General features: G+C 45.5%; 22 protein-coding genes and 1 pseudogene. 2 read left to right on the plus strand and 21 right to left on the minus strand.

Annotation, left to right across the window (positions count from 1 at the left end; translation table 11 throughout):
• Positions 1 to 11 precede the first annotated feature (11 nt).
• The 17 genes and pseudogenes from KIK04_RS04965 to KIK04_RS05045 all read right to left on the minus strand — a co-directional run bounded on the left by KIK04_RS04965 (position 12) and on the right by KIK04_RS05045 (position 13,998).
• Positions 12 to 1,451 (minus strand): phage tail sheath family protein, encoded by a 1,440-nt coding sequence (locus KIK04_RS04965; protein WP_232277206.1) that lies wholly within the window; start codon positions 1,449 to 1,451, stop codon positions 12 to 14.
• A 7-nt stretch (positions 1,452 to 1,458) separates the two neighbouring features.
• Positions 1,459 to 1,767 (minus strand): hypothetical protein, encoded by a 309-nt coding sequence (locus KIK04_RS04970; RefSeq protein WP_232277207.1) that lies wholly within the window; start codon positions 1,765 to 1,767, stop codon positions 1,459 to 1,461.
• Positions 1,760 to 2,236, minus strand: coding sequence for a hypothetical protein (locus tag KIK04_RS04975; protein WP_232277208.1), 477 nt, complete (start codon positions 2,234 to 2,236; stop codon positions 1,760 to 1,762). Before KIK04_RS04975 ends, KIK04_RS04970 begins: the two co-directional genes overlap by 8 nt.
• Before the next feature lie 14 nt (positions 2,237 to 2,250).
• Entirely contained in the window at positions 2,251 to 2,790 is a 540-nt protein-coding gene (locus tag KIK04_RS04980) for a phage tail protein (protein ID WP_232277209.1), read from the minus strand.
• The gene (locus tag KIK04_RS04985; RefSeq protein WP_232277210.1) at positions 2,787 to 3,113 is read right to left on the minus strand and encodes a hypothetical protein; all 327 of its coding nucleotides are present in this window, start codon (positions 3,111 to 3,113) and stop codon (positions 2,787 to 2,789) included. Before KIK04_RS04985 ends, KIK04_RS04980 begins: the two co-directional genes overlap by 4 nt.
• Positions 3,110 to 3,364 carry a hypothetical protein gene (locus tag KIK04_RS04990; RefSeq protein ID WP_232277211.1) on the minus strand — a complete coding sequence of 85 codons (255 nt, stop codon included), beginning with the start codon at positions 3,362 to 3,364 and terminating at the stop codon, positions 3,110 to 3,112. The genes KIK04_RS04985 and KIK04_RS04990 overlap by 4 nt, the downstream gene beginning before the upstream one ends.
• A gap of 13 nt (positions 3,365 to 3,377) precedes the next feature.
• On the minus strand, positions 3,378 to 4,418 hold the full coding sequence (locus KIK04_RS04995) for a major capsid protein (RefSeq protein WP_232277212.1): 1,041 nt from the start codon (positions 4,416 to 4,418) through the stop codon (positions 3,378 to 3,380).
• Between the two features lie 13 nt (positions 4,419 to 4,431).
• On the minus strand, positions 4,432 to 4,788 hold the full coding sequence (locus KIK04_RS05000) for a head decoration protein (protein WP_232277213.1): 357 nt from the start codon (positions 4,786 to 4,788) through the stop codon (positions 4,432 to 4,434).
• On the minus strand, positions 4,785 to 5,903 hold the full coding sequence (locus tag KIK04_RS05005; RefSeq protein WP_232277214.1) for a head maturation protease, ClpP-related: 1,119 nt from the start codon (positions 5,901 to 5,903) through the stop codon (positions 4,785 to 4,787). Before KIK04_RS05005 ends, KIK04_RS05000 begins: the two co-directional genes overlap by 4 nt.
• Complete coding sequence (locus KIK04_RS05010; RefSeq protein WP_232277215.1) at positions 5,863 to 7,437, minus strand: phage portal protein; 1,575 nt, start codon at positions 7,435 to 7,437, stop codon at positions 5,863 to 5,865. Before KIK04_RS05010 ends, KIK04_RS05005 begins: the two co-directional genes overlap by 41 nt.
• On the minus strand, positions 7,434 to 7,661 hold the full coding sequence (locus tag KIK04_RS05015) for a DUF6148 family protein (RefSeq protein WP_232277216.1): 228 nt from the start codon (positions 7,659 to 7,661) through the stop codon (positions 7,434 to 7,436). The genes KIK04_RS05010 and KIK04_RS05015 overlap by 4 nt, the downstream gene beginning before the upstream one ends.
• A gap of 27 nt (positions 7,662 to 7,688) precedes the next feature.
• The gene (locus KIK04_RS05020) at positions 7,689 to 9,554 is read right to left on the minus strand and encodes a phage terminase large subunit family protein (RefSeq protein ID WP_232277217.1); all 1,866 of its coding nucleotides are present in this window, start codon (positions 9,552 to 9,554) and stop codon (positions 7,689 to 7,691) included.
• Positions 9,551 to 10,036: a hypothetical protein gene (locus KIK04_RS05025; protein ID WP_232277218.1), complete on the minus strand. Its 486-nt coding sequence runs from the start codon at positions 10,034 to 10,036 to the stop codon at positions 9,551 to 9,553. The genes KIK04_RS05020 and KIK04_RS05025 overlap by 4 nt, the downstream gene beginning before the upstream one ends.
• 845 nt (positions 10,037 to 10,881) lie before the next feature.
• Positions 10,882 to 11,079 carry a YqaE/Pmp3 family membrane protein gene (locus tag KIK04_RS05030; protein ID WP_232278597.1) on the minus strand — a complete coding sequence of 66 codons (198 nt, stop codon included), beginning with the start codon at positions 11,077 to 11,079 and terminating at the stop codon, positions 10,882 to 10,884.
• Between the two features lie 159 nt (positions 11,080 to 11,238).
• Positions 11,239 to 11,985 carry an endo alpha-1,4 polygalactosaminidase gene (locus tag KIK04_RS05035; protein WP_232277219.1) on the minus strand — a complete coding sequence of 249 codons (747 nt, stop codon included), beginning with the start codon at positions 11,983 to 11,985 and terminating at the stop codon, positions 11,239 to 11,241.
• Positions 11,986 to 12,601: 616 nt separating this feature from the next.
• Positions 12,602 to 12,754 (minus strand): annotated as a pseudogene (locus tag KIK04_RS05040) (LuxR C-terminal-related transcriptional regulator); the annotation flags it as partial.
• Between the two features lie 179 nt (positions 12,755 to 12,933).
• Positions 12,934 to 13,998 carry a YhcN/YlaJ family sporulation lipoprotein gene (locus KIK04_RS05045; RefSeq protein ID WP_232277220.1) on the minus strand — a complete coding sequence of 355 codons (1,065 nt, stop codon included), beginning with the start codon at positions 13,996 to 13,998 and terminating at the stop codon, positions 12,934 to 12,936.
• Between the two features lie 137 nt (positions 13,999 to 14,135).
• On the opposite strand from KIK04_RS05045, the gene KIK04_RS05050 reads away from it, so the two are divergent.
• Positions 14,136 to 15,152, plus strand: a complete 1,017-nt coding sequence (locus tag KIK04_RS05050) for a ketoacyl-ACP synthase III (RefSeq protein ID WP_232277221.1) — start codon at positions 14,136 to 14,138, stop codon at positions 15,150 to 15,152.
• 72 nt (positions 15,153 to 15,224) lie between these two features.
• Positions 15,225 to 16,313 carry a glycosyltransferase family 4 protein gene (locus KIK04_RS05055; RefSeq protein WP_232277222.1) on the plus strand — a complete coding sequence of 363 codons (1,089 nt, stop codon included), beginning with the start codon at positions 15,225 to 15,227 and terminating at the stop codon, positions 16,311 to 16,313.
• Between the two features lie 585 nt (positions 16,314 to 16,898).
• On the opposite strand, the gene KIK04_RS05060 is transcribed toward KIK04_RS05055, so the two are convergent.
• The 4 genes from KIK04_RS05060 to KIK04_RS05075 are packed head-to-tail and all read right to left on the minus strand — an operon-like array spanning position 16,899 to position 21,246.
• Positions 16,899 to 17,969: a DUF4340 domain-containing protein gene (locus KIK04_RS05060; protein WP_232277223.1), complete on the minus strand. Its 1,071-nt coding sequence runs from the start codon at positions 17,967 to 17,969 to the stop codon at positions 16,899 to 16,901.
• On the minus strand, positions 17,966 to 19,354 hold the full coding sequence (locus KIK04_RS05065; protein WP_332329995.1) for a GldG family protein: 1,389 nt from the start codon (positions 19,352 to 19,354) through the stop codon (positions 17,966 to 17,968). Before KIK04_RS05065 ends, KIK04_RS05060 begins: the two co-directional genes overlap by 4 nt.
• Positions 19,355 to 19,358: 4 nt before the next feature.
• The gene (locus KIK04_RS05070; protein WP_232277224.1) at positions 19,359 to 20,072 is read right to left on the minus strand and encodes an ABC transporter permease; all 714 of its coding nucleotides are present in this window, start codon (positions 20,070 to 20,072) and stop codon (positions 19,359 to 19,361) included.
• The gene (locus KIK04_RS05075) at positions 20,059 to 21,246 is read right to left on the minus strand and encodes an ABC transporter ATP-binding protein (protein ID WP_232277225.1); all 1,188 of its coding nucleotides are present in this window, start codon (positions 21,244 to 21,246) and stop codon (positions 20,059 to 20,061) included. Before KIK04_RS05075 ends, KIK04_RS05070 begins: the two co-directional genes overlap by 14 nt.
• Positions 21,247 to 21,300: the final 54 nt, after the last annotated feature.

Here is a 21,300-nt window from a genome sequence, read left to right on the forward strand (position 1 = left end):
CCCTTCCTGTATTAACCACCTATAGCACTCAGGTACTGCGGATCGTATTCAATAAGAAAGCGCATTTCCTGCGCAGGCGTCGGCGGTGTAACAAAGATATGAAATTTGAGCTTGCCATTCATAAGATCGCTAGCTGGGTTTTCTTCTTTCAAAAATTCAACTCTACCACCCAGTATGAATTGATTCGCTTGTAAGCCGTTTAACCAAATGTTCAGGCTGTCTGTAACAGCTTCAACGAGCCGTTTGTTTGCTGGATTATCTACGTATTTCCAATACGTGATTATAACTGTGTTGGAGATATAGTCGAACATTCGCCGTACAGCGATGAATGCTGCGACTGGGCTTGTATCATCAGGAAAGGCAGCTGTGCGGTTGCCCCATGCTTTGAATCCGCCAATGAAATTCAAAACAGTACTGATTCCGTGAGAGTTGATGAACTGGGCTTGGTCCGGCCCCAAAAGCAGTTCGTCACCGTTCTCCAACACAGCTGCATTAGCTTGGATTGCTTTGTTCGACGGACTCATGTATGGAACGCCGCCATTCTCGGCATCAAGTTTGCAAATCACTCCTGCCAGATGCGTCGATAGGTGATATTTTTTGCCGCCAAATTTCACTTTCGGAAAAGCTGCGATCTGACGGTCGGAAGTGATTCGATTGTCATTTTTCCATTGCGGTAAGTCTGTATACTTCTTGTCTGCAGGTAAGTCCACAAGAACTTGTGCCTTGAAATGACCGTTTATGCTACCTGCTTTCGCGGCCATAACAGCCGCCACTACTGAATCATGTGAATAACCTGGGGCCAATACAAGACCAGGCAACACTCGATAGCGTGGGAATACTTGATTCAACAACTCCAATCCTGTTACTTTTCCTGTGACAGAATCAACGCCGCCAACAATGTCAGTAGACTTGATTACGGTCGGGTCCAACTTGTCGTACCCTATTTGCAGTGATGTGACAGTTGGTAGAATCGCGCCTCCAGCTTTTGCCGTAACTACTAGGTGACCCACATCATTGAAGGCAGTTGTGTAGTCTTTACCTAATTGGTATGGCGTCGTGCCGTCCGATGACTTTACCTGCACACTTGCAGCCAAAACACCCTCAACTTTAATGGTGGCTACTCCCGCCGTAACAGGAACGGAAGCAGGAGCGACAGTTGCTTTGTGCTTGGACGGGTCCATAACATTAACAAAAACTACTGGTGACTGATTGTACAATTTGTAATGCGAGTCCATAAACTCACATAAAGAAAATGATGTCCAATCATTTGAATACCCCAGCACTTCCACTGCTTCTGAAAAACTGTTGCAAAGTACAGGCGTATTAACTGCCGGCTGCTTCGCTAAATTTATCGGAGCCGTTCCGAACACGACAGGAACTGTCGCCTGTGGCGGCGCTGGCGAAAGAACCGATAGTGGAACCTCTTGTGTAAAAACTCCATGCCGTTCCATTGTTCTATCATTCTCCTTTCAGTTTCAAGTAAGCTGCTCGTAGTGGTGTTCCCTGTTGCAGCATTTGCATCTGTGCTAATGGAAAATCTGAAATAGGTACAAACAATTCTCTTACTTCCGGCTTTCGTTCTATTACATCTTTCAAATATTCCGGAATACCGCCTATAAACGGCGTATACTGCACAATTCGCCCATCTTCTATAGTTGGGCCGATGTAAATGAGATGCGGCTTTTCTTGTTGCACTTGCTTATTTTCTGGCTTTGCAACTTGTACCTGCGGCACTATCTTGGGCGCTTCTTGATTTGCATCAGACATGATCTCTCACCTCCTGGAATATTCGCGGCGCTTCCCATAGCGTCGTCATTTCTGCCACCCAATGTGGGTTTGGCTGGTCTTCGTATACCTTCACTTTTAGAGGGAATTTCAACCTAAGTTTCCCGCCAAGAATGCGACTTTTAAGCACTGTTTGCCTAATCCCCTCAATCAAGTTCACGACATCGATCACACCTTCTTCATCACGAGAAACCGTTCCGAAAAAGAGTTTCACTTGAACCGTTGACTCGTTTTCTTCATCGACACCTTCATCTGCTCGCACGATGATAAACGGAAAGTCACTTTCTTGTGATTTGGGTGGATTTTGCTGGTTAGGAGCTGTTTTAGGCGGCAAATCCCAAATATGAATCCTTGGCGGCACAAGTTTGTTTGCAGAATCTCTTAGTCGCACTTTTTCTGTTTCGACTTCCAAAAAATCTTTCATGAGATATGTTGCAATGGCTAATGTCACAATGGCCCTCCCTTCTAACGTAGCAGCCTATTTACTTCGTGAGTAAACCGCTGCGCCATCCTTCGTTCTGCTTCGCTTTCGACATGGTTCACAACTTCTTGATTCCCCATCATGCCTGGGACGGACGGGCCATATAGCTCCTGAATAGGGAGCCGGCGCTTACCAAGTCGCCTGAACGCTCCAATATGTCCATTTCGCATTTCCCCAACGAATGCGCCCGCTACGGGTTTGAGCCCAGTACGTTTAACAGCAGCCTTTAATACTTTCGGCTGCCGTTTCGGTACTTTACTTGGGGTTGTCTTAAAACGCTTTAGCGGTATGTTCTCGGACCTCGACGACATCCTAGCTTTTAAGGCACTAGCATCGGTCGTGGTGATCCTAATGGTCGATTTTACTTCCGACGATTTGATATGGTAGCCCGCAGTCAGCTTACGTGTTGCCTCGGTTCCGACACCATGTATGGTGCGGTTCAGTGATGATGCGAGCGCCTTTGCTGCTCCATCTTTTAACTTACGGACCTGCTGTAAGACCTTTTTGGGCTCTAATGTGCTCATGATGTATTTGCATCCAGCGTGATAGCTAGCAAGCCGTCCTCATCCTCAGCAGAAACAACGATGTAGTATTTACCGTCAAGTCGGACTTCTTCTCCGTCTTCTGGTTTATACCCCAGTTCAATTGGATCGGCATAAACAACTTTTTTAGACAAAGACACCCCAAACGTATGCGACGTGTGCGCATATGACATGGGGTGTTCTTTCAACATATTGTGATCCATTATTAAGCTGATTTGACGATCGTTCCATTGATGGGGAGTAGCAAACTCATCTGTATCCATAAATGTACCGACATCGCTTGCGAATGTGTCCCTCAGCTTCATTCTTCGGTCACTGGAGCAACATATTCTCCTACACCTTCATCAACTGGTAATTCGGAATTCCCTTCAACATTTTCACTTCCAACGAGCGGTTGACTTGCAGCAATAACCTCAATCTCCTCCTTACTAAGCGCCACAGCAAAACCCTCGGACACCAATCGCTTTGCTTCTTTGGCAGGAAGTCCTTCTATAACTGAGCCAATTTCATACACCGTGCCGCTGTAACTGATCGACCATATAGCTCTGATTGTCATCTTCTCTCACTCCCTATGCAACTTTAACTACATACCATGCATCGATATTTTCTGGGATTGGAATTGGTCGGCTCAGAAGAGTGATCTCCTCGATGCTATCATTCTCATTTACAATTCGACGCGCAACGCGTTCTGCAACGTGTGTAACCCATTGTTTGGATTTCGGATCGATAAATGTGATCGCACCATGATTAAAATATGAACTTGTCTCACTGGAACCCATGAGATAGTGAAAATCAGGTACCATCGGTTTTTCCTCTTCCGTAAACGGATCAACATACCACTCATTGTAAACGTAAATTTCCAAGCCTAATTCCGTTATTTTACCGACATAATCGACGGCCGCGCTAATGGGACGAGGAATTATCTCACCCCGAATGATTCGACGACTTTCCATAGCTTTTATGACATTCGGGTTAGTAATAAACAACTCATATGTTTTCTCACTGAATACGACGATATTTGGAACAATGCTGCTTTTTTGGCGAATCGTTGCTTTGCGACGACGCAATTCTGCGAGGGGATCGCTTTTTGGATCGCTCCACATGTCTGTACCAGCCAATACCTGCTTATTCACAAATTCATAATCAAATTCTTCATCAATATCATCGTCTTTCATGCGAATTTTTCCACTGAATAGCAACTCAGAACTCATCTGTTCCTTTCTTCTGCTGACTTGCGTATCAAGGTCATCAATATCCTTTGCTACTATTTTAGCCGCACGTTCTTCTTCCGTTTGACCTGAGTAAATAAGTTCCCCAGGGAGACGCTTTTGAATTACGTCCCCATCAATCACTCTCTTCGGATTAATAAGCACTGGCGTAAATGTCTTCGTAACATACCCGTCGCGCTTAACTTCTTTCCCCTTTAAATTGCGAGGGGATGAATAACGAGCAAGGCGACGCTTACCTTTTACAAAATCAATGTCTACGCGAGATGTTACGCTGGTTTCACTCCCAGAAAAAAATGTGTTTTTCAAGAAACTAAATGCAGGTGGCAACGATTCGATTACTCGTTGAAGCGTCCGCGGATCGTACAAATCAATTGGTGGCATGTGTTATTCCTCCTTATTTACCTACTCGTTTAATAAAAATACCAATGTTTCTGAGCGCCTGCTTGTGCTTATCAGCGGTGTCTGTGCCGCCAAATAACAACTCATCGCGGTTAAATTCACCCGTCAAGTAAATCAAAGCAACCTTATCTGCAAGCGTTGCATCCACATCATCTGCTAGAATAGCGACTGCCGTCTGTGAACCATCTGTTTTAATCGAATCAACTAGCGTCGCTTTATTCTCCAACGTGATGATTCCTAACACAGATCCTCTTTTGTATGCACGTCCCATTTTCAATGTGATTCCGTCTTCTACAATTGGATATTCGCCTACCACTAACTGCTTATATTGCAACTCATTCTTTTGAATCATTGCGTAACACCTCGATTCTTATTGATTAAACCTACGATCAAATTCGCGGCTGCGTCTACTTTGCCGCCACTATTTTGAAAACCAAAATCAGAAGTAACATGAGCGGCGCCAGAATTGTTCGAATCATCAAGCAAGCTAGCAACGATTCCACCGCGGCGGCTTGCGTCGGCTTTCAAAATATCAATAGCCGCCTGTGCTGCAGTCGCGAACGATTCATATTTTGCCTTGTTCACAACCGCTGTGGCCCCCGGTGTGTTTGCCAATTGGTCCAAAGCTTTCAAACGAGTTCGTTCCTGCTCAATCCCTTGATTGGTAGCTGCAGCATAAATACTTGGATGAAGTGCCGCAAATTTTTCAAGCGTCATTTCATCGTTTTGCGGCGGCTGCGATTTACTTCCGTTTTGATTTGGTTGTGGCATCGCAAGGACACTCGCAACTGTACTTAATGCTGATTGAGTTGTTGCTTTGTTCTCATGTGGTAATTCAGGTGCATTCATAAACTTTGAGAAGTCCACTGTGACCCCATTAAATACAGCGTTTTTCCCTCGCAAAGATGCTGAAATTTGTACCGTTTGTTCAATTTCAGTAGCAAATCCATTTTCGATTGCTTCGTCCGGAAGAAACCATTTTTCAGCATCCATAAGAGATTTAATTTCATCAGCACTTAAACCAGTCTTTTCGGAATACACCTCAACGAGTGCATCACGAATTTTATCCAAGACATCTGCTGTATGGCGAAGCTCATTGGACTCAGCACCCCACACACTGGTCCAAGGATTATGAATCATCATCATTGAGCCTTTCGGCATGATGATCTTGTCACCAGCGCATGCAATAATCGATGCGATCGATGCGGCCAAACCTTCAACTCGCACAGTTATCTTTGCTTTGTGTTCTTTCAGCAACTGATAGATATGCAAGCCCGCAAATACATCACCACCACCACTATTCAGCCGTACGACAATCTCATCTACATCTCCTAGTGCATTTAAGTCGTCTCTGAATTTTGCTGGCGTTACCGCATCTCCCCACCAACTAAATTCAGCAATTGGACCGTACATCGTAAGTTCGCCGCTATTGTTCGTCTTCTTCATGCTCCAGAATATTTTTGGCACTTGGTTTGTCACCTCCTGATTTAATCAAGCTTGTTTCTTGCATCATTTTTTCTTCCCGCTTCCGCTGCTTCATGTTTACCTCATAATCTCCACCCGTAAGTTCGGCTGTCTCGCGCTCTCTCGTACTGAATCCTTCTTCTACCCGCTTCGATGCCGCATTTACTTCTTTCAGCGGATCTATTTGACCTGGCGATGGTCCATGCCATTCAGCTTTGGTGTAAGCGCGGCGAATGATTGGATCGTCAAAGAAGCCTGGCGCATATATCCGACCTTTCGCCACAGCTTCAGCAAACCATTCCTCATACACAGGTTGGCAAAAATCAGCTGCCAACCATGAACGGCGCATGCGGAACATCTTCCACGCTTCCAAAAGTGCGGCACGACTGGCGCTATAGGATGCGGTAAAGTGCTTAACCAATAGCTCGTAAGGAATTTCAAGTGCAGCTCCGATTTGCCTTAGTATGGCTGTAACAAATCCATCAAAGGCCGTATTTGGTCGACCAGGATTAGCTGTTTCAACGGACTCGCCAGGAGCAAGGCCAACAATTGCTCCATTCCCCAATTCGTACCCGTATTCATCATTTGGGTCGATTTCTTCGCCATAGCTTAAACCCTCAGCGAGCATTCCATTTTGGGGTGCTTCCGATTTTACAAACACCGTGAACATACCACTCACAACAGCGGCCATTAGCTCCGCTTCTGTGTACCGTCCAAGTTGCTTTAATGCCTCGATGACTGGAGCCAGCAAAGGGACGCCGCGCCGCTGATCCGGCCTCTCACTTTCCATGAGGTGAATGAGGTTACGCCGCCCAGTTTTTCGCCCAAACGCTTCAACTCGTGTCCACTCCCTTTTAACGGATCGTTTCGACAGTGGGTGTTTGTTCAAAAAATGATAGGCTACGACTTCGCCTGACGGTGAGCACTCAACACCGCCTATAATGTCTCGTCCTTCCTTGCGGTCAGGATCACAGCACCGATCTGCTTCCAGTAAGCGAATGCGTAAGTCGTAGACGCTATGAGGCCGTGGTTGCATTGGTAAAAGTGCAAAGCAGTCACCACTCATGAGCTGACTTAAAAATGCGAGCTGTTGCAATTCGTAGAAGTTATTTAATCTCATTGCGTCGCAATCGTATGACTCACACCACAGTTCAAACTCCCGCTTTATGGTCCTCTTCAATTCGTCTGCCTGTTCGTCGCTCAGTTTTAAAAAATCCACATCAACAGCCGGCTTCAATTTCAAACCTGTTCCAACAACATTAGTTCGAGTTGTCTTTAGTGCACCAGTTGCAAGTGTTGCTCCACCCATGTATAAATCACGGGAACGCTGTCTCAACACGTCCAGATTGTCAATGATGTCCTCGTCGGGGCTACCTCCGCCAAACTGCCAACCTAGCAGAGATTTTTTTCTTCTGCTAGCCCCATGATGGGAATAACCGCTGTTCAGCACGTTCAGTTTTTGACGAGCTGCTTCCCTTTTTAAAGCCCAGCTAGGAGCAACAGACACAATCATGCGGTCGATAATATTGGGCATCATAAGTCACGTGGGATAGCTCGCATGACACGCACGCCAGAGTGCCGCCCACGCTCCAAACGTGCAACCTCATTGCTCCAAAATCGAATCTGAGACATTATGTCCTGCAAATCTACACGCTGCAGCTGCCGTGTACCAATACGATACGATTGTCCCGTACTCACTTTTGCCTCAGCGTCCATCCACATCTGCAATCTCGCTTTTGCTTCCGTTAATGTCCAACTCATCTCCCTTTTCACCTCCTTTCGTGGGGTTTACGTAACGCCTCGGCTGATTACCTTTCTGCGCTGCGGCTGTTTTGGAGCATCAAAAAAACCGCTCGGTTTGAGCGGTTCATCAAGTTTAGGATTTAATATTTCAATTGCTGCTCGATTGTACACCGCTAAGTCGAGCGGTTCGTTTCGAGCTCTCACTCGGACCCAAACGTGGTAAGGGGCTCCCATCTTGTAACGTTTTTGCATTACCTCCGCAGTTAGTCCCTCGAAATATTGCATCTCATATCCCCGATTTCGCTCGGGGGTGGTAAGCGGAAAATGGCAATATCCTTGTGTTTTATTACCTTCCTTATCCGTCGGTGGCAAAGCAACAGCGCTCATGACCTTCGATTTACCTTCATTTACGCCTAAGCGAATAACCATCGCTCTGTAACGGTTATTCTGAGAAGTGCCTATTATCAACGGCAGATAGGTTCCATCACCTGAATCCTCACCCTTAATAGCAAATACCCTACGGACTTCACGAGGTTTGCAAAATCTATAAACCTCATTCGTGAAGTGACCACCTGAGTCCATACATGTAATTGCAATAGAAAACTTCCGTCCCTCCGCATCTTTCCATATCCGCTTTAGATATTCGTCCAAGTCTGTCCATACTTGAGATTGATTCAAATCACCATAAATCACGTGATACTCAATGCGCCAATTTTCATGGCCAGCGCCCCAGCCCTGCACTTCAATCTCAAAACGGTTGTCTTGAGTATCCACGGCTGCAGTTAAAACTTTGACACCGCTAGGAACATCAGCGTGATACATTTCGCGGCGATTGTATAATATTTCATGGTCCATGACCTCGACTTTTTCTTCCCACGATTCTGCCAAAACCGTGTTAAAAAAAGTTTTTAGCAATTCCGAACCGCCTTGATTAGCCTTATACCAATCGTTGACGATGCTCTTCCAAGTTACATTGATAGTTGCGTACAAACTACTAAGCTGGAAACCGCGAACTGTAGCATGCTTTTTTCGAGCTACCCAGGTACCGCGTGAGCCCATATCCTTCTTCCACTCAAACTCTGCATGAAGAGTTCCACAGTGTTCACAAGCATGATCAACTTTGGTACATTGACTTGTTTCTTTGTCATATTCAAATTTAAGCCGCTTCCACTCCAATACTTGCAGTTCATCACAAGACGGACATGGCAATTGGAACTGTTCCATCGTGCTGTCATTATAGAGCGATTCAATTTTCGAAATCCCTTTTACAGTCGGCGTCGAAACCAAGACAAGCTTTTTATTATAAAATGTCTTAGTACGCGCTGTTACCAACGAAACCGGATCGCCCTCTTTACCTGCCGACAATGGAAAACGATCAACTTCATCGGCAATAACCACTCGAATCGGCTTAGAAGCCAATGATGCAGGTGAATTTGCTCCAGCGATGTTGATCCTGCCGCCTGGAAATGACTTATAGAGAATAGTATTTCTGCTGTCTCGGCTTTTATCTTTCACAATAAGCTTTGATAGCTGCGGCGAATCGCGGTACATGGGCGTTAGACGGTCATTTGAAAAGTCTCTTGCAACCGTCAAATCTGGTTGTATTACCATTATTGGCGCTGGATCGTGGCCTGTGAAATACCCGATCGTATTAAGCTGAATGTCCGTTTTACCTAACTGAGCAGCCCACATACACACTACCATTTCGATTAATGGATCAGATATAGCCCTCATTGGCTCCCGTTGATAAGGAGCGCGGTCAGTATTCCACGGACCAGGTTCCGCAGATGCTTCTGGCGATAGCACTCGATGTTCGTCTGCCCATTCATCTATACCGATCAGAGGCGGAGGAGCGACAAGCTTTACGATGCTGCGGAGTAATTCAAGAGTTTGGCGCTTTTGTCGGTTCATGAGTCATCACGTTTCAACGGATCGTATTTAGAAAGCTCAAAAAGCGCTAAATTCACACGTTTTTCAAGCATGACTCGAATTTCTTTAGGATCAGTCATATAAGACAGTTCATTCGCCAATTTTGGCGGTAAACTGGTCAAATTTGACCTAAAAACGACTATTAGCCCCCCCCACGCGTCCTGCACATCTGCTGTAGTGTGCAAATTACCCCGTTTTTCCTCTAGCTCAAGCTGCGCAATCTCTTTTTTAACTTGTTCATGTTCTGCTTTTATGTCCCGATAACTTAGCTTGCCATCTGTAGACTCCCCTTCAATGTGATTCAGGTATGCCTTTATAGCATCGCCAAGCTTATATTTCTTCCCTGACTTCTTGATGATTCCATCACGATTCAGTTTCCTGATCCACACATCGGATTTGCCAACCAAAGAAGCTAATTGACTCGCTGAAACCTCTAATTCATCGATTTTCTCCCCTTTCGCCATAAGCTCACCCGCTTTCGATTTGTAATGAAATGTACTTTCGCTTTTCACTCACTCAAATACACATTGATTTTTGGCGCATCAGATGAAGAAAAAATTTACAAAAAAACTCCTGTTCATGCGACTTAGTGTAAAAACGAAAGTGAATTTAAAAATTAAAGTCTACTCGGTTTTCGGGGCTGCGCGCACCCGCATTAAAAATAAAACTCCCAAAGTACCTACGCTGCAGCTCTAACACCTACTGTGTACCACTACAGCGCATCCTCAGCACCTACTCCGTGCCACTGTCAATCGCGGCCGCCTGCTCATGACTTGATGCCGCATGCGGTTGAGTTGCCGTACTGTTTCATATTGTGGTCGCTTGTCAGTTGCGAGCCACAGTGAACATAGTGGAACAAACTCACTGAATAGACGATGTAACTCTATTAGTTCGTTTGTTAATGATTCAACTGCTTCTCGTATTTTTTCGGCCTCTTCTTTTCCGAGCATGATGAGCCTCCCTCAAAATAGATATAGTCAATGTCCCAAAGGCAACCACGCTCATGAACAACCAAAGCCACCAATAGTTTACGAACTTCTCGCCTTCCGTCATATGGATCATGTCATTAATAAAGGTTTGAATCATCGCTGCGTGTCACCTCTATACGTTGAATCTCTTTCTGCCATATGGGTGTATATGAGTAACAATGCAATTAATATTGCTGCATCAATGTTGCCTAATAATGTGCAGACTGCTATACATCCATAATGAACTGCCTTGGATATCTTCCATTGGTTTATCAAGAACCAACGCTTCATGTATATCACCCCACAAAAAAAGCACCCTCGGCGGGTGCTGGCTCTAATTATTAATGTCGTGATGATCGAATTAGTTCGGCTTGCTTTATCATACGCTTATTTGCCTTATGCTCGCTTACTACCAGAAACGCGTGAATCATCCCTGGAATAATAAAACACAGAGTCAAAAGAAAATTAAGCAGCGCTTGAATAGGTTTGCCGCAAAATAATACTGCAACAGGCGGCAAAAGAATGGCGAGTAAATACATACCATGATCACTCACTTTCGCAAGGTTTAAGCGCAGTATAACATTCCATGTTTTACCTAATCAATCGTTATTTCTCTTTTGGCCCGAAACAAATGGTGAATATTAACACGCATGATAATAATGAGACAAATAGCATTAAGATACACCGCATAACTTCATTCAACATATTTTGTAGCCTGCTTCACCGAGCGGATTGAGCCAAGGAACATAACTGGCGTTCTTACTGAAATCGAAATCGGACTGCGTTTTGACATCGCTTAGCACTGTGAGGCCCTTTAATGCTTGTATATTCTTTATTTCCTGCATTCTATCTAGTGTCCATTGCCCTGCTGCGTCGTGGAAGTCTTCCCACATAATACCGTCCACGTGCAGGCATGAATGATAACGAAGCGTGTGAAAGCCTCTGTTCTGGATGATCAGCCCTTCTGTGTTCGTTGCTCGAATATCTGCAATCAGCTGCAGCAATCCTGCGTGTTGCTTAGCTTTATCATTCGCCGTAAAGTGATCTTTCTCTGCGATGTCCGCAACAGTGTCGAAGAACACACCGTCAAGGCCAAGCCCCATGATAAGCCTTTTGTACTCGCTTAGTAAGATGCTGCGGTAATGCGCTTGACTAATGTCCATTTGATAGGACTTCCATTGTGGGAAACGGTACGGCACACCTTTCACGTGGAAGTAGTCACTTGTACGTAGTTGGTTTAAGTAGGGAACAGCTTCGTTTGCTTGCATTGTGGACAGATAACCGACCACTAACGCTCCCTTAGACTTGATTGTCTTCACCATTTCTTTTGTGAGAAAATTTGCCTCCATGATGACTAACCCGTAATCCGCTAATTTAAGCTGCTGTTCTGGCGTCGGGTTTTCATAGAAGACTCGGAAACTTTTGACTCCTCTAAACTTGTCCATGATCTTCATCTCCATTCATTTTTTATAAAAACAAAAAAACGTCACTCGGAAGAGTGACATTTGCGACGTATATATATTTACTAAGTACGTAAACAGTAGAAGATCTAAATATAAGTAACTATATATAGTTATTCTTGTTTGTGTTCAAATTGCTGTTCAAAACGTTGTTCACGCACATGGCGCAAACCCTTGTGGCTCTAAGGGAAATACCTGCTCAAATCGTTGTTCAAATCGTTGTTCACTTGCTGTTCAAATCGCTGTTCAGCAGAGTGGTGAAATCCCTTACCCCGTATGGCCTCAAGGTTGCTCAAAACGTTGTTCATCAGGGGTCCGAAAAACCTTACATGGGCTCAAATTAGCTTGGGAAATAATTCGAACTTGATCATCGAACAAATACCGCATCAAAAGAGCCTTCATAAATAGCTTTCCCTACGCGTGCAATCTTCATTCGAGACAACAAAAAAGGCGACCTGATTAGTCGCCCGACTGCCCGTCTTATGAAATTATCATGTTACAAATATAACACAGGGAAATCAAAGCAACACACACATTATAGACAAAAATCACATAATATTCGCGCAAAAAACATGCACTGTTTTAGTTAGTCTTTATTATACATCAGCTTTGAGATATGGTTACGTACTGTTTTTTCACTAATAAACAGCTGCTGCGCGATATCTCGGGTCGTTTTGTCCTGAACGAGCAATTCAAAGACTTCACGTTCACGATTAGTCAACAAAAATTTACTTTTGTGATCGCTACCCTTCAAGTGTCACCCCTCCTTGCCCGAATTTTTGTAATTTAACAAGGTTAAGGGATACAGTCAAATTTATACTATGAAGGGCCATAACACTTGGTGCGCCACATCGAAAAAATGGGCTTCGCTTTCTTACGCCATTATAAATGCGTAAGATGCGAAGCCCATTTTTAACAAACATACAGCTTGTACTATCGAACTCCTGGCGCGGTGTAATTCGTTCGGTTAGGCATCGTTGGATAGTTCGGTGGATAGTTGTTGCCACCTGGATAGCCAGTGCCATTGTATCCACTTGCATTAGTCGGGAACACACGGTAGAGCATTTCCTCGAATTCGGTAGCAAACCCAGACAACGGCTTTCCGTTAGCCGTATGACGCTTGTAGTCATTTAAACGTCCTACAAAGTCAGGGTTCTCGGACACATATACGTTGCGACAGTTTGGCGCCTCTTTTTTCACGATATTCGCAATATGATGCTTCAGTTGCGGATCAAGAGTGTCGTAATTCGCCGTGTTGTTGTACGTCGTATTGTGGTTACGCATCGTACCATTATTGTGCGTCATATTGTTGTTATGCATCACATTGTTGTTATGCATCACATTGTTGTTATGCATCACATTGTTATTACGCACGCCGTTATTGTGCGTCAGGCTGTTGTTCGTGACGCCATTTCGATTAGTTCCGTACGATTTCGCTGTTGAATGGTCTGTCGTCACAGCGACATAGGCGTTATTGTTCGTGATGATAACGTTAGCCGATTTGACCCCTTTAATGCCTGCGATTTTATTAGCAATGTCCTGATGCATTTGCAAATTGCCAACGCTGTGTGCGCCATAACGTCCACTGTGCGCACCGTTATTATAGCGGCCCGTGCCGTAACCACTATAGTTGCCAGCGCCATTATGATTCCGATAACCGTCATAACCGTAATTGTTATACGTCCGGTTTCCATCGTGGTTGGTCATCGGATTAAGACCATTTGTAGTTGAGTTATAGCGCATGCCGGTCGGGTTATTCAAGCTATTCGGGGTCACATTATTATTGCTGGGGGTTGTACAAGCCGTTAACCCCGTTGTCATTACTAACGCAGCTGTCAGTGCCAGTAAAGTCGCTTTGATTCGCATGCATGTTCCTCCTTGTGCATTTACATTTTTGCCGCCACTCTTATATTGCACTGCCTTAGCGGAGTTATGATGCCAACCTTTTTCCGCCTCTTCCACAACATCCCTAACATCAGGCTCAAATCTAAAATTCATTGACGGATAAAAAATAGATCGATAAAATTAGCATCAGGTACTACGATCAAGTAATAATCTAGGTCAATGGTCAATTTCATTTCTTGAAGAAGCCATTTTCGATGCAGTAATCGAAGCATTTAAGGAGGAGACATGACATGCGTACAGCAACATTGCACACGAAAGCACGAATCACAGCCTTCGGGGTATACGTTCCTGAGAAAGTGATTACTAACGATGATTTAGCAAAATTAGTAGATACGAATCACGATTGGATCGTACAGCGTACAGGTATGATTGAGCGCAGAATGGTAGATGAACATGTATACGCAAGTGATATCGCGCAACGAGCGATAGAACATATGAGCAAGACTCAGCATGTGGATCTTAATGATGTGGATGCGCTAATTGTAGCAACGACGACGCCCGACGCCTTTTTCCCTAGCACAGCTGCCATTACACAAGCTAAGCTCGGCATTCCTAATTGTTCGTCCTTCGACGTATCCAATGCGTGTGCTGGATTTGTTACCGCGCTGCAAGTTGCGATCGGACTTATTGATTCAGGCATGCACCGTAAAGTGATTGTCGTTGGTGCAGAAGTGTTGACGCGAACCGTTGATTATACGGATCGCAGCACGTGTATTTTGTTCGGTGATGGCGCTGGGGCCATGTTGCTTGAAGCTGATCCACACCCACATACATACGCCCCTTGCTTTATTGCCTCTAGCTCACATACGATGGGCGATCTTCAAGGTACACTATATCGTAGCGCCATTGCCAACCAGATTAATGGTATCCCGCTCAAAGCAGATGGCACGATGGTTCAGAACGGCCGTGAAGTGTACAAATGGGCCCTTTCCCAAATTCCTAAAGGCATGCATGAACTGATGAAAGTATCCGGCTACTCACTTGAACAAGTCGATTGCTTTGTACCTCATAGCGCGAATCTGCGCATGATTGAATCATTATGTGAACGCAGCGGTATTTCCATAGACAACACCTTAACGAGTGTCCAATACTTTGGAAATACATCCGCCGCCAGCATCCCATTAGCATTAGCTGAAGGAATAAAAGACGGAAGATTGCAGCAAAATAGCCTTGTCCTATTGTACGGATTTGGCGGTGGTCTATCCCAATCCGGCTTGTTACTGCATTGGCCACTTCCATCGCAATAACCCACACCACTTGTAGTTCGTACTCATATATTAATTGCAACCAAACAATGTGTACGGACATCCTATAAGGCGGTGGAATGGGTGAACATCTTGTTTACGTATTACGTGCCGAGCGGCGGTGTGGAGACGTTAAATCGTCTGCGCTGCCAAACGCTGAATCGCAACGGAATTAACGGGCATCTGCTCTATTTACGTTCTGGAGCGGGCATCCAAAACGTATCCAACATCCCTATGTTTACGACTAATTACGATGAAGATATTAAGCAAATTTTAGAGCATCATCAATATGCACTCATCTTCGTTTCGTCTGACTATACGATGATTGAACGGCTGCGCCGGCTCGGTTATAATGGGCCAATCGTCTATGAAGCGCAAGGATTAGGCCCACTTCATGTAGCTGAAAATACGATCATTGAAGCCGCTCCTGTGCTAAAGCAATACGCACAAGCCGTTCACCTTCCCCCAACTAGACACTTAATCAGCTTGTTCGGACGGCACTGCCCGTGGCTGCCACAATATGTATTTTCAAATGTCATTGATACCGCTCGATTTAACTATAAGCCTAATATACCGCCTGTTCACCCGATCGTGGCTTGGGTTGGACGATTGGAAGAAAATAAAAACTGGAAAGACTTTTTGGAAATTGGGTATTGGCTCAATCGTTATGATAAACGGGTTCGACTGTGGATGTTTCAAGATGCAAACATCTATGTAGAAGCAGATAAACAGCTGTTCGAACCTATGATTAAAGCTTTAAATTTGCAAGATAAGCTGACGATATTCAACAATGTTCCACATGCCGAAATGGCGCATTATTTCTCTCAAATAGGTGATTCAGGAGGAATCCTACTATCTACCTCTGGCACCGAGGGCTTTGGTTATGCTGTTGCAGAAGCGATGACTTGCCGCTGTCCCGTATTATGTACGGATTCAGACGGTGTTAAGCTATTTGTCCGGCATGATGTAACCGGCAAATTTTATGGTCACCATCAAATCTCGCAAGCGGTCGAGCAAGCGCTAGATTTAATGAGGAACAAGCCATTGCGTAATCAGATTCGTGAAACTTCTGCTAGTTATATTAAAGCCCATTTCGGGGAAAGCGAATATGTGTACAACTTCAAAAATATGCTTCGCTCTGTGCTAGGAATAGGTCATCTCTAGGCAGCATGCAATCCTATAATTCTATAATCCTATTCCTGCATATTAGTAGGCATTATTCCGTGGTCACGTAATCGCGCAAACACCGATCTAGCTATCAGCCTAAAAAACAGCAGCGGTCATTTGACCGCTGCTGCCAGCTTGTCGAGAAACTTCTGTTTGTTAAGACGAGGGTTTCTCTTCATTGAGATAACAACAAGCAGCTTCGCACTTATCGGTCGGGAGTCAGCTGATCTCTTGTGCCCTAACCGTTGGTGGTCAGCTGATGGTGGTCAGATGTTTCACTGCGCCTCCTCTCCTAACGGTTGCCACAGTTGTTATTTCAGCGAAAATGAACCCGTTCAACATGTAACGGTTATGAGGGCTCTTATTACGATGAAAACAGCTGAATGTTGAATGAAATTGGAGAAATAAGCTCACCTATAACCGTTAGAAATCAAAACGAGGTAAATCTGGCGATATAGCCACTATAGCAACCGTTAAGAACAAGCTTTGTTTTCTTGACAGTCGTTCACAGCAAGTCGTACAGCGGCAGCGGATCGGGAGTCAAGAACTAGCTTTGTATTCTTGACAGCCTGACAGCAGCGGTCATTTGACCGCTGCTGTTCTGTGTTGTTCTTCCCACATTTGTAGGGATTGATCGATCTTGTGGCGCTCTATCCCGTAAGCCCATTCGCTTTGGGAGGAGACTAGCCATACCGTGTCTTTTTCCGCGTCTACATACCCATGGTATAACGTCGTTTGTTCTGACGGTTTTTGAACAGGTTGATGAACAGTTTTATGAACACCATCTTCTTTAGCTGATGTGACTTGCAACGTTAATAAAGGTTCAGCTAAGGTGGAAGTTGGCTTTGTCCACTGTTTAGCCGGTTTAGGCGCTTCACTCGTGCTCCAACTGCTAATATGATTGAGCAAAGTTATGATTTGCTCCTCCTGCAATGGTTTACCATTCAATGTCCACTTCGGCTCCGACTCCATAGCAGAAGCCCCTTGCTCATGATTAGGTTCAGCCGCGTTGTTAGTCGGCTTATCCGTAGAGGACGCACGTTCACGCTTGAGCTTATAAGTAGTGCCCGCGCTCGTTAGCGTGACCGCTTGTACTTGATCCGTATTCAGCTGAATCGGTTCCTTAATAGCAAAGTCAACAGCTGAGCGATTAAGTGATACTAATTGCGAAGCAGCCACTTGATATACAGTCGTCTCCTCATTAATGGCTACATAGACATAGTCAGCTAGCGGCGATGGATTTCCTTCTTTAATCGTCTGGCTTGTGCCATCCTTCAGCGTGATTCTATATTGCGCTGTTGGTTGTTCCAGCCCGTATTTGCCCAAGTCCATTGCCTGCTCCTCTACCATAGCAGCTATCTCAACGGCTGCCAAGGAAGAGAGCCAATCTTGAACCGGATAAACATTAATCGGATACGTTGCAGGTTGAATCATCACCCAGTCCTTATTTTGTCGTTCAAGTTTAATCGATTCCGTCTTTGTTGCGGCGTCTGCGCCTTGCACAACAATAGATTGTACCTGTTCAGCGTCCAATTGAAGTAACTTCTGCTGCGGCTCACTAGTGCCTGTTTGAAAAAATTGCTGTGTCGACGCATACCATAACCCTGCACCAAACAACAGAAGTAGCAGCACAGTCAGCCATGATTTTTTCATTGCGCCCTTCTCCTTCTCCACCATATTCCGCCACCTACTGCAAGCAGGAACAATGGTGCACCGATGACCGTCGTCCACAAAATCGCTTGACCTTGTGCAGGTGTCAAATAAGCAACTTGATACGCTTCATGCTCACGCGGTCGGATCGTTAATTGATCCTTGTCCCCTTGCAGCCAGTTGACGCTATTCAACGCAAAATCTCGATTGCCCTGCGTCATAATCATGCTATTATGCAAATACGATGCACCACCAACGACGACTGCTTTTGGCTTGCCATCAGCTGTTTGAACCGCGTATCCGAGATTCAAGGGGCCCGTTAAATCCTTAGCATCCTGCTCGCTACCTTGCTCACTCATTTTTTTGAGATCAGTCTCGCCATACGCTTGCTCACTCGTCGTTAAAATAGGCTCCACCACGAAACCTTCCTGCTGCTTCGCTTCAAGCGGCACACCTAGACTAAGCATCGTGACCAAGTTGTACTGTGCTAACTTTGAAGTCAGTTCGTGTGAACTGTAGTTCGTCACGATCGTATACGGATCATTAAGCAAACTTTTTTTCGGCTCAACGGCAATCGCATGGCGATTGTTGACCCCGACTACCTGCAACAACTTGTCCATCTGTTTCCATTGCTGCTTCATGTCAGGGTTGTAACCGAGCGCGATGTACAGCTTACCGTTGCCCTCGACGTATTTTTTCAACAACTGGTATTCCTGCTCACTAATATCTTGCTGCGCGCCCGCGATCATAATCATATCCGCATCCGCCGGAATCGAGCCTGCTTGATAGATATTCAACGGTTGAAGCTCGATATTTTCTTGCAAAAAGCTAGATTGCAGCGCGGACATCTGGGCGAGTGGAAACTCTTGATGCCCATTCAGCGCATACACCTTTGTCTTTTTGTCCGATGTCAGACTGCGTAACGCTTGCGTCATTTTTTGTTCGCCGCTAAACGCATACGCTCCATACCCTTCGCCCGCGCTGAACATCTCATATAAGCCAACTGTATTACGCTTCTCCCCTTGCTCCAACACGAGTGAGCTGCCTGACAGCTCGTATTGCTGCGCCAACGAAGGTTCTTTTAACAAATCATATTGTGAAAACGTAATATTCTTGTTGTGCTTGGCATACTGCTGCGCCATATCGGCCACTTGACGTGTTAGGATCGGATCGTCTTGCGGCGTCACAAACAACTTCATGTCCACCTTCCCGTTCAATTGTGACAACGTAGTCGTCGTCTGGTCTGACAGAGTGAACGATTGATTTTTAGTTAAATCCCATTGAAACCCGGTTAACGATTGCAAAAAGTACGTAAGCAATACAAAGATGCCGACTACGGCAACTGATAGTAAAGCCGCATTCGTGCCGCGCAGCCATTTGTTCATCATTGAATTACCTCCACCGTTTTCTTTCAAGCACCTGAATGCTAAGTACAATAAATACGACTGTCAATGTGATAAAAAAGACGATATCCGCGCCGCTCAATATACCTTTTGAGAACGAGTCCAAGCGGGCGCTCATCGCCAACGGCATGAGCCATGTCCCTAAGCTTTCCGCTGCTTGCGCCGCCCAGTCCAGCAACCAAAAAATGAGCAGCAGCACAACTCCTGTCATTGCTGCAATCATTTGATGCTGCGACAACGCAGAGGCGAACAAGCCGATGGCCGCCATCGCGGCTGTAAGCAGCAACATGCCGAGGAGAGAAGTCAATACGACGGTCATATCGATCGGCCCAAAAAAGGACATCACGATCGGATAAATAAAATTCAAGCCCACGAGCAGTACCATGAGTAGTAACGCGGCCGCGTATTTTCCTAGTACGATCTCACTTAATCGTGCTGGTGAAGTTAATAGCAATTCATCCGTTCCTTGCCGAAATTCATCGGCCAACAGGCGCATCGTTAAGAGCGGAATAATAAAGATGAACATAAATGTCGCGTTGCCTGACACGAGTCGGAAATCGATAATGCTTGGCTGAAACATGACAAAGTTCAAGTAAAACATCAAGCTTGATATAAGCATGTACACCGCAAAAGCCGCATACGAGGTCGGCGATGTAAAATAAGCGTGCAACTCTTTACGAAATATCGCATTAAATCTGCGCATCGCGGGACGCCTCCTCTGTCGTTAAGCGCGTAAACACTTCTTCTAAGCTAGTCGATTGACGCTTTAGTTCGAGAATAGGGTAGCCTGCTTGTGCTAAAGCAAAAAATAATGGTTCACGGACGTCCTGATCGTTACGCGAGATGACCTTCAACTTAACGGTGTCCGTGAGCGTGTTCGCGTCCGTGTGCGCTGTCGATGCTGCGACTCCCGTGTTCGCGTCCGTGTGCGCCGTCGACGCTGCGACTCCCGCTTTTCGTTCGACTTCGATTTCCTCGATAGTTTCCAGCTCGTCATGGCCAACCTTTTTCAGCCCATCACCAAGCTCTACATCAATAACCACTCGCTCCCTCACCTCTGGATTTATAACCTCCAGATCATGACGTTCATGCAGAGTCGGAACAATCGGCGCTAACTGCTCAATTACAATATCCTCACCTAATCCACGAATAAGCTCAATAACTTCGCGTTCAGGCCCCTTCACTTCCATCATTAACGCCGTTTCCTGTCCTAGCGCTGCTCCCAGCCGATCCGGTCGTTCATCCAACACGAGTCTACCCTGATGAATAATTAAGACCCGATTGCAGAGCGCATTCACTTCCGGCAAAATATGCGTACTTAGCAGCACAGTATGCTGCTCACCCAATTCACGAATCAATTGGCGAATCTCCACAATTTGATTCGGATCTAAGCCTGAAGTGGGCTCGTCCAACACGAGCAACTCTGGCTTATGAATAATCGCCTGCGCTAGTCCGAGGCGCTGCTTGTACCCTTTAGACAAGTTGCGTATCAGCTGTCTCTCTCTACCATGCAGATCAAGCTTGTCTATCATTTCTGCGATCCGTACCTTTTGCTCACGGGCAGGTACATCTCGTAAATCGGCGACAAATTTTAAATAGGAATTAACCGACATATCTGGATATAGCGGCGGCGTTTCTGGTAAATATCCAATTTTGCGCCGCACGACAGCCGCTGCATCAGACATGGCTAATCCATCAAGACGAATCGAGCCGCTCGTCGGATTCAAATACCCTGTAATCATGCGCATCGTTGTCGTCTTGCCCGCTCCGTTCGGGCCGAGAAAGCCGACAATTTCCCCCCGCTCCATCGTAAAGTCGATAGACTGCACACCATATCGATTGCCAAACCTTTTACTTACATCGTTCACTTCTAACATCTAGACCCTCCTTGCTCATCCTTAGCTCAGGAGGGTGCCCTCCCTGTCTTAGCG

The organism is Paenibacillus sp. 481 (assembly GCF_021223605.1).
Classification (GTDB): Bacteria; Bacillota; Bacilli; order Paenibacillales; family Paenibacillaceae; genus Paenibacillus_B.

Bases quoted from the DNA above. Each gene is read 5' to 3' on its own strand.
- KIK04_RS04965 (WP_232277206.1), bottom strand. From the start codon at position 1,451: ATGGAACGGCATGGAGTTTTTACACAAGAGGTTCCACTATCGGTTCTT.
- KIK04_RS04970 (WP_232277207.1), bottom strand. From the start codon at position 1,767: ATGTCTGATGCAAATCAAGAAGCGCCCAAGATAGTGCCGCAGGTACAA.
- KIK04_RS04980 (WP_232277209.1), bottom strand. From the start codon at position 2,790: ATGAGCACATTAGAGCCCAAAAAGGTCTTACAGCAGGTCCGTAAGTTA.
- KIK04_RS04985 (WP_232277210.1), bottom strand. From the start codon at position 3,113: ATGAAGCTGAGGGACACATTCGCAAGCGATGTCGGTACATTTATGGAT.
- KIK04_RS04990 (WP_232277211.1), bottom strand. From the start codon at position 3,364: ATGACAATCAGAGCTATATGGTCGATCAGTTACAGCGGCACGGTGTAT.
- KIK04_RS04995 (WP_232277212.1), bottom strand. From the start codon at position 4,418: ATGCCACCAATTGATTTGTACGATCCGCGGACGCTTCAACGAGTAATC.
- KIK04_RS05000 (WP_232277213.1), bottom strand. From the start codon at position 4,788: ATGATTCAAAAGAATGAGTTGCAATATAAGCAGTTAGTGGTAGGCGAA.
- KIK04_RS05010 (WP_232277215.1), bottom strand. From the start codon at position 7,437: ATGATGCCCAATATTATCGACCGCATGATTGTGTCTGTTGCTCCTAGC.
- KIK04_RS05015 (WP_232277216.1), bottom strand. From the start codon at position 7,661: ATGAGTTGGACATTAACGGAAGCAAAAGCGAGATTGCAGATGTGGATG.
- KIK04_RS05020 (WP_232277217.1), bottom strand. From the start codon at position 9,554: ATGAACCGACAAAAGCGCCAAACTCTTGAATTACTCCGCAGCATCGTA.
- KIK04_RS05025 (WP_232277218.1), bottom strand. From the start codon at position 10,036: ATGGCGAAAGGGGAGAAAATCGATGAATTAGAGGTTTCAGCGAGTCAA.
- KIK04_RS05030 (WP_232278597.1), bottom strand. From the start codon at position 11,079: ATGTATTTACTCGCCATTCTTTTGCCGCCTGTTGCAGTATTATTTTGC.
- KIK04_RS05035 (WP_232277219.1), bottom strand. From the start codon at position 11,985: ATGGACAAGTTTAGAGGAGTCAAAAGTTTCCGAGTCTTCTATGAAAAC.
- KIK04_RS05045 (WP_232277220.1), bottom strand. From the start codon at position 13,998: ATGAATTTTAGATTTGAGCCTGATGTTAGGGATGTTGTGGAAGAGGCG.
- KIK04_RS05050 (WP_232277221.1), top strand. From the start codon at position 14,136: ATGCGTACAGCAACATTGCACACGAAAGCACGAATCACAGCCTTCGGG.
- KIK04_RS05060 (WP_232277223.1), bottom strand. From the start codon at position 17,969: ATGAAAAAATCATGGCTGACTGTGCTGCTACTTCTGTTGTTTGGTGCA.
- KIK04_RS05065 (WP_332329995.1), bottom strand. From the start codon at position 19,354: ATGATGAACAAATGGCTGCGCGGCACGAATGCGGCTTTACTATCAGTT.
- KIK04_RS05070 (WP_232277224.1), bottom strand. From the start codon at position 20,072: ATGCGCAGATTTAATGCGATATTTCGTAAAGAGTTGCACGCTTATTTT.
- KIK04_RS05075 (WP_232277225.1), bottom strand. From the start codon at position 21,246: ATGTTAGAAGTGAACGATGTAAGTAAAAGGTTTGGCAATCGATATGGT.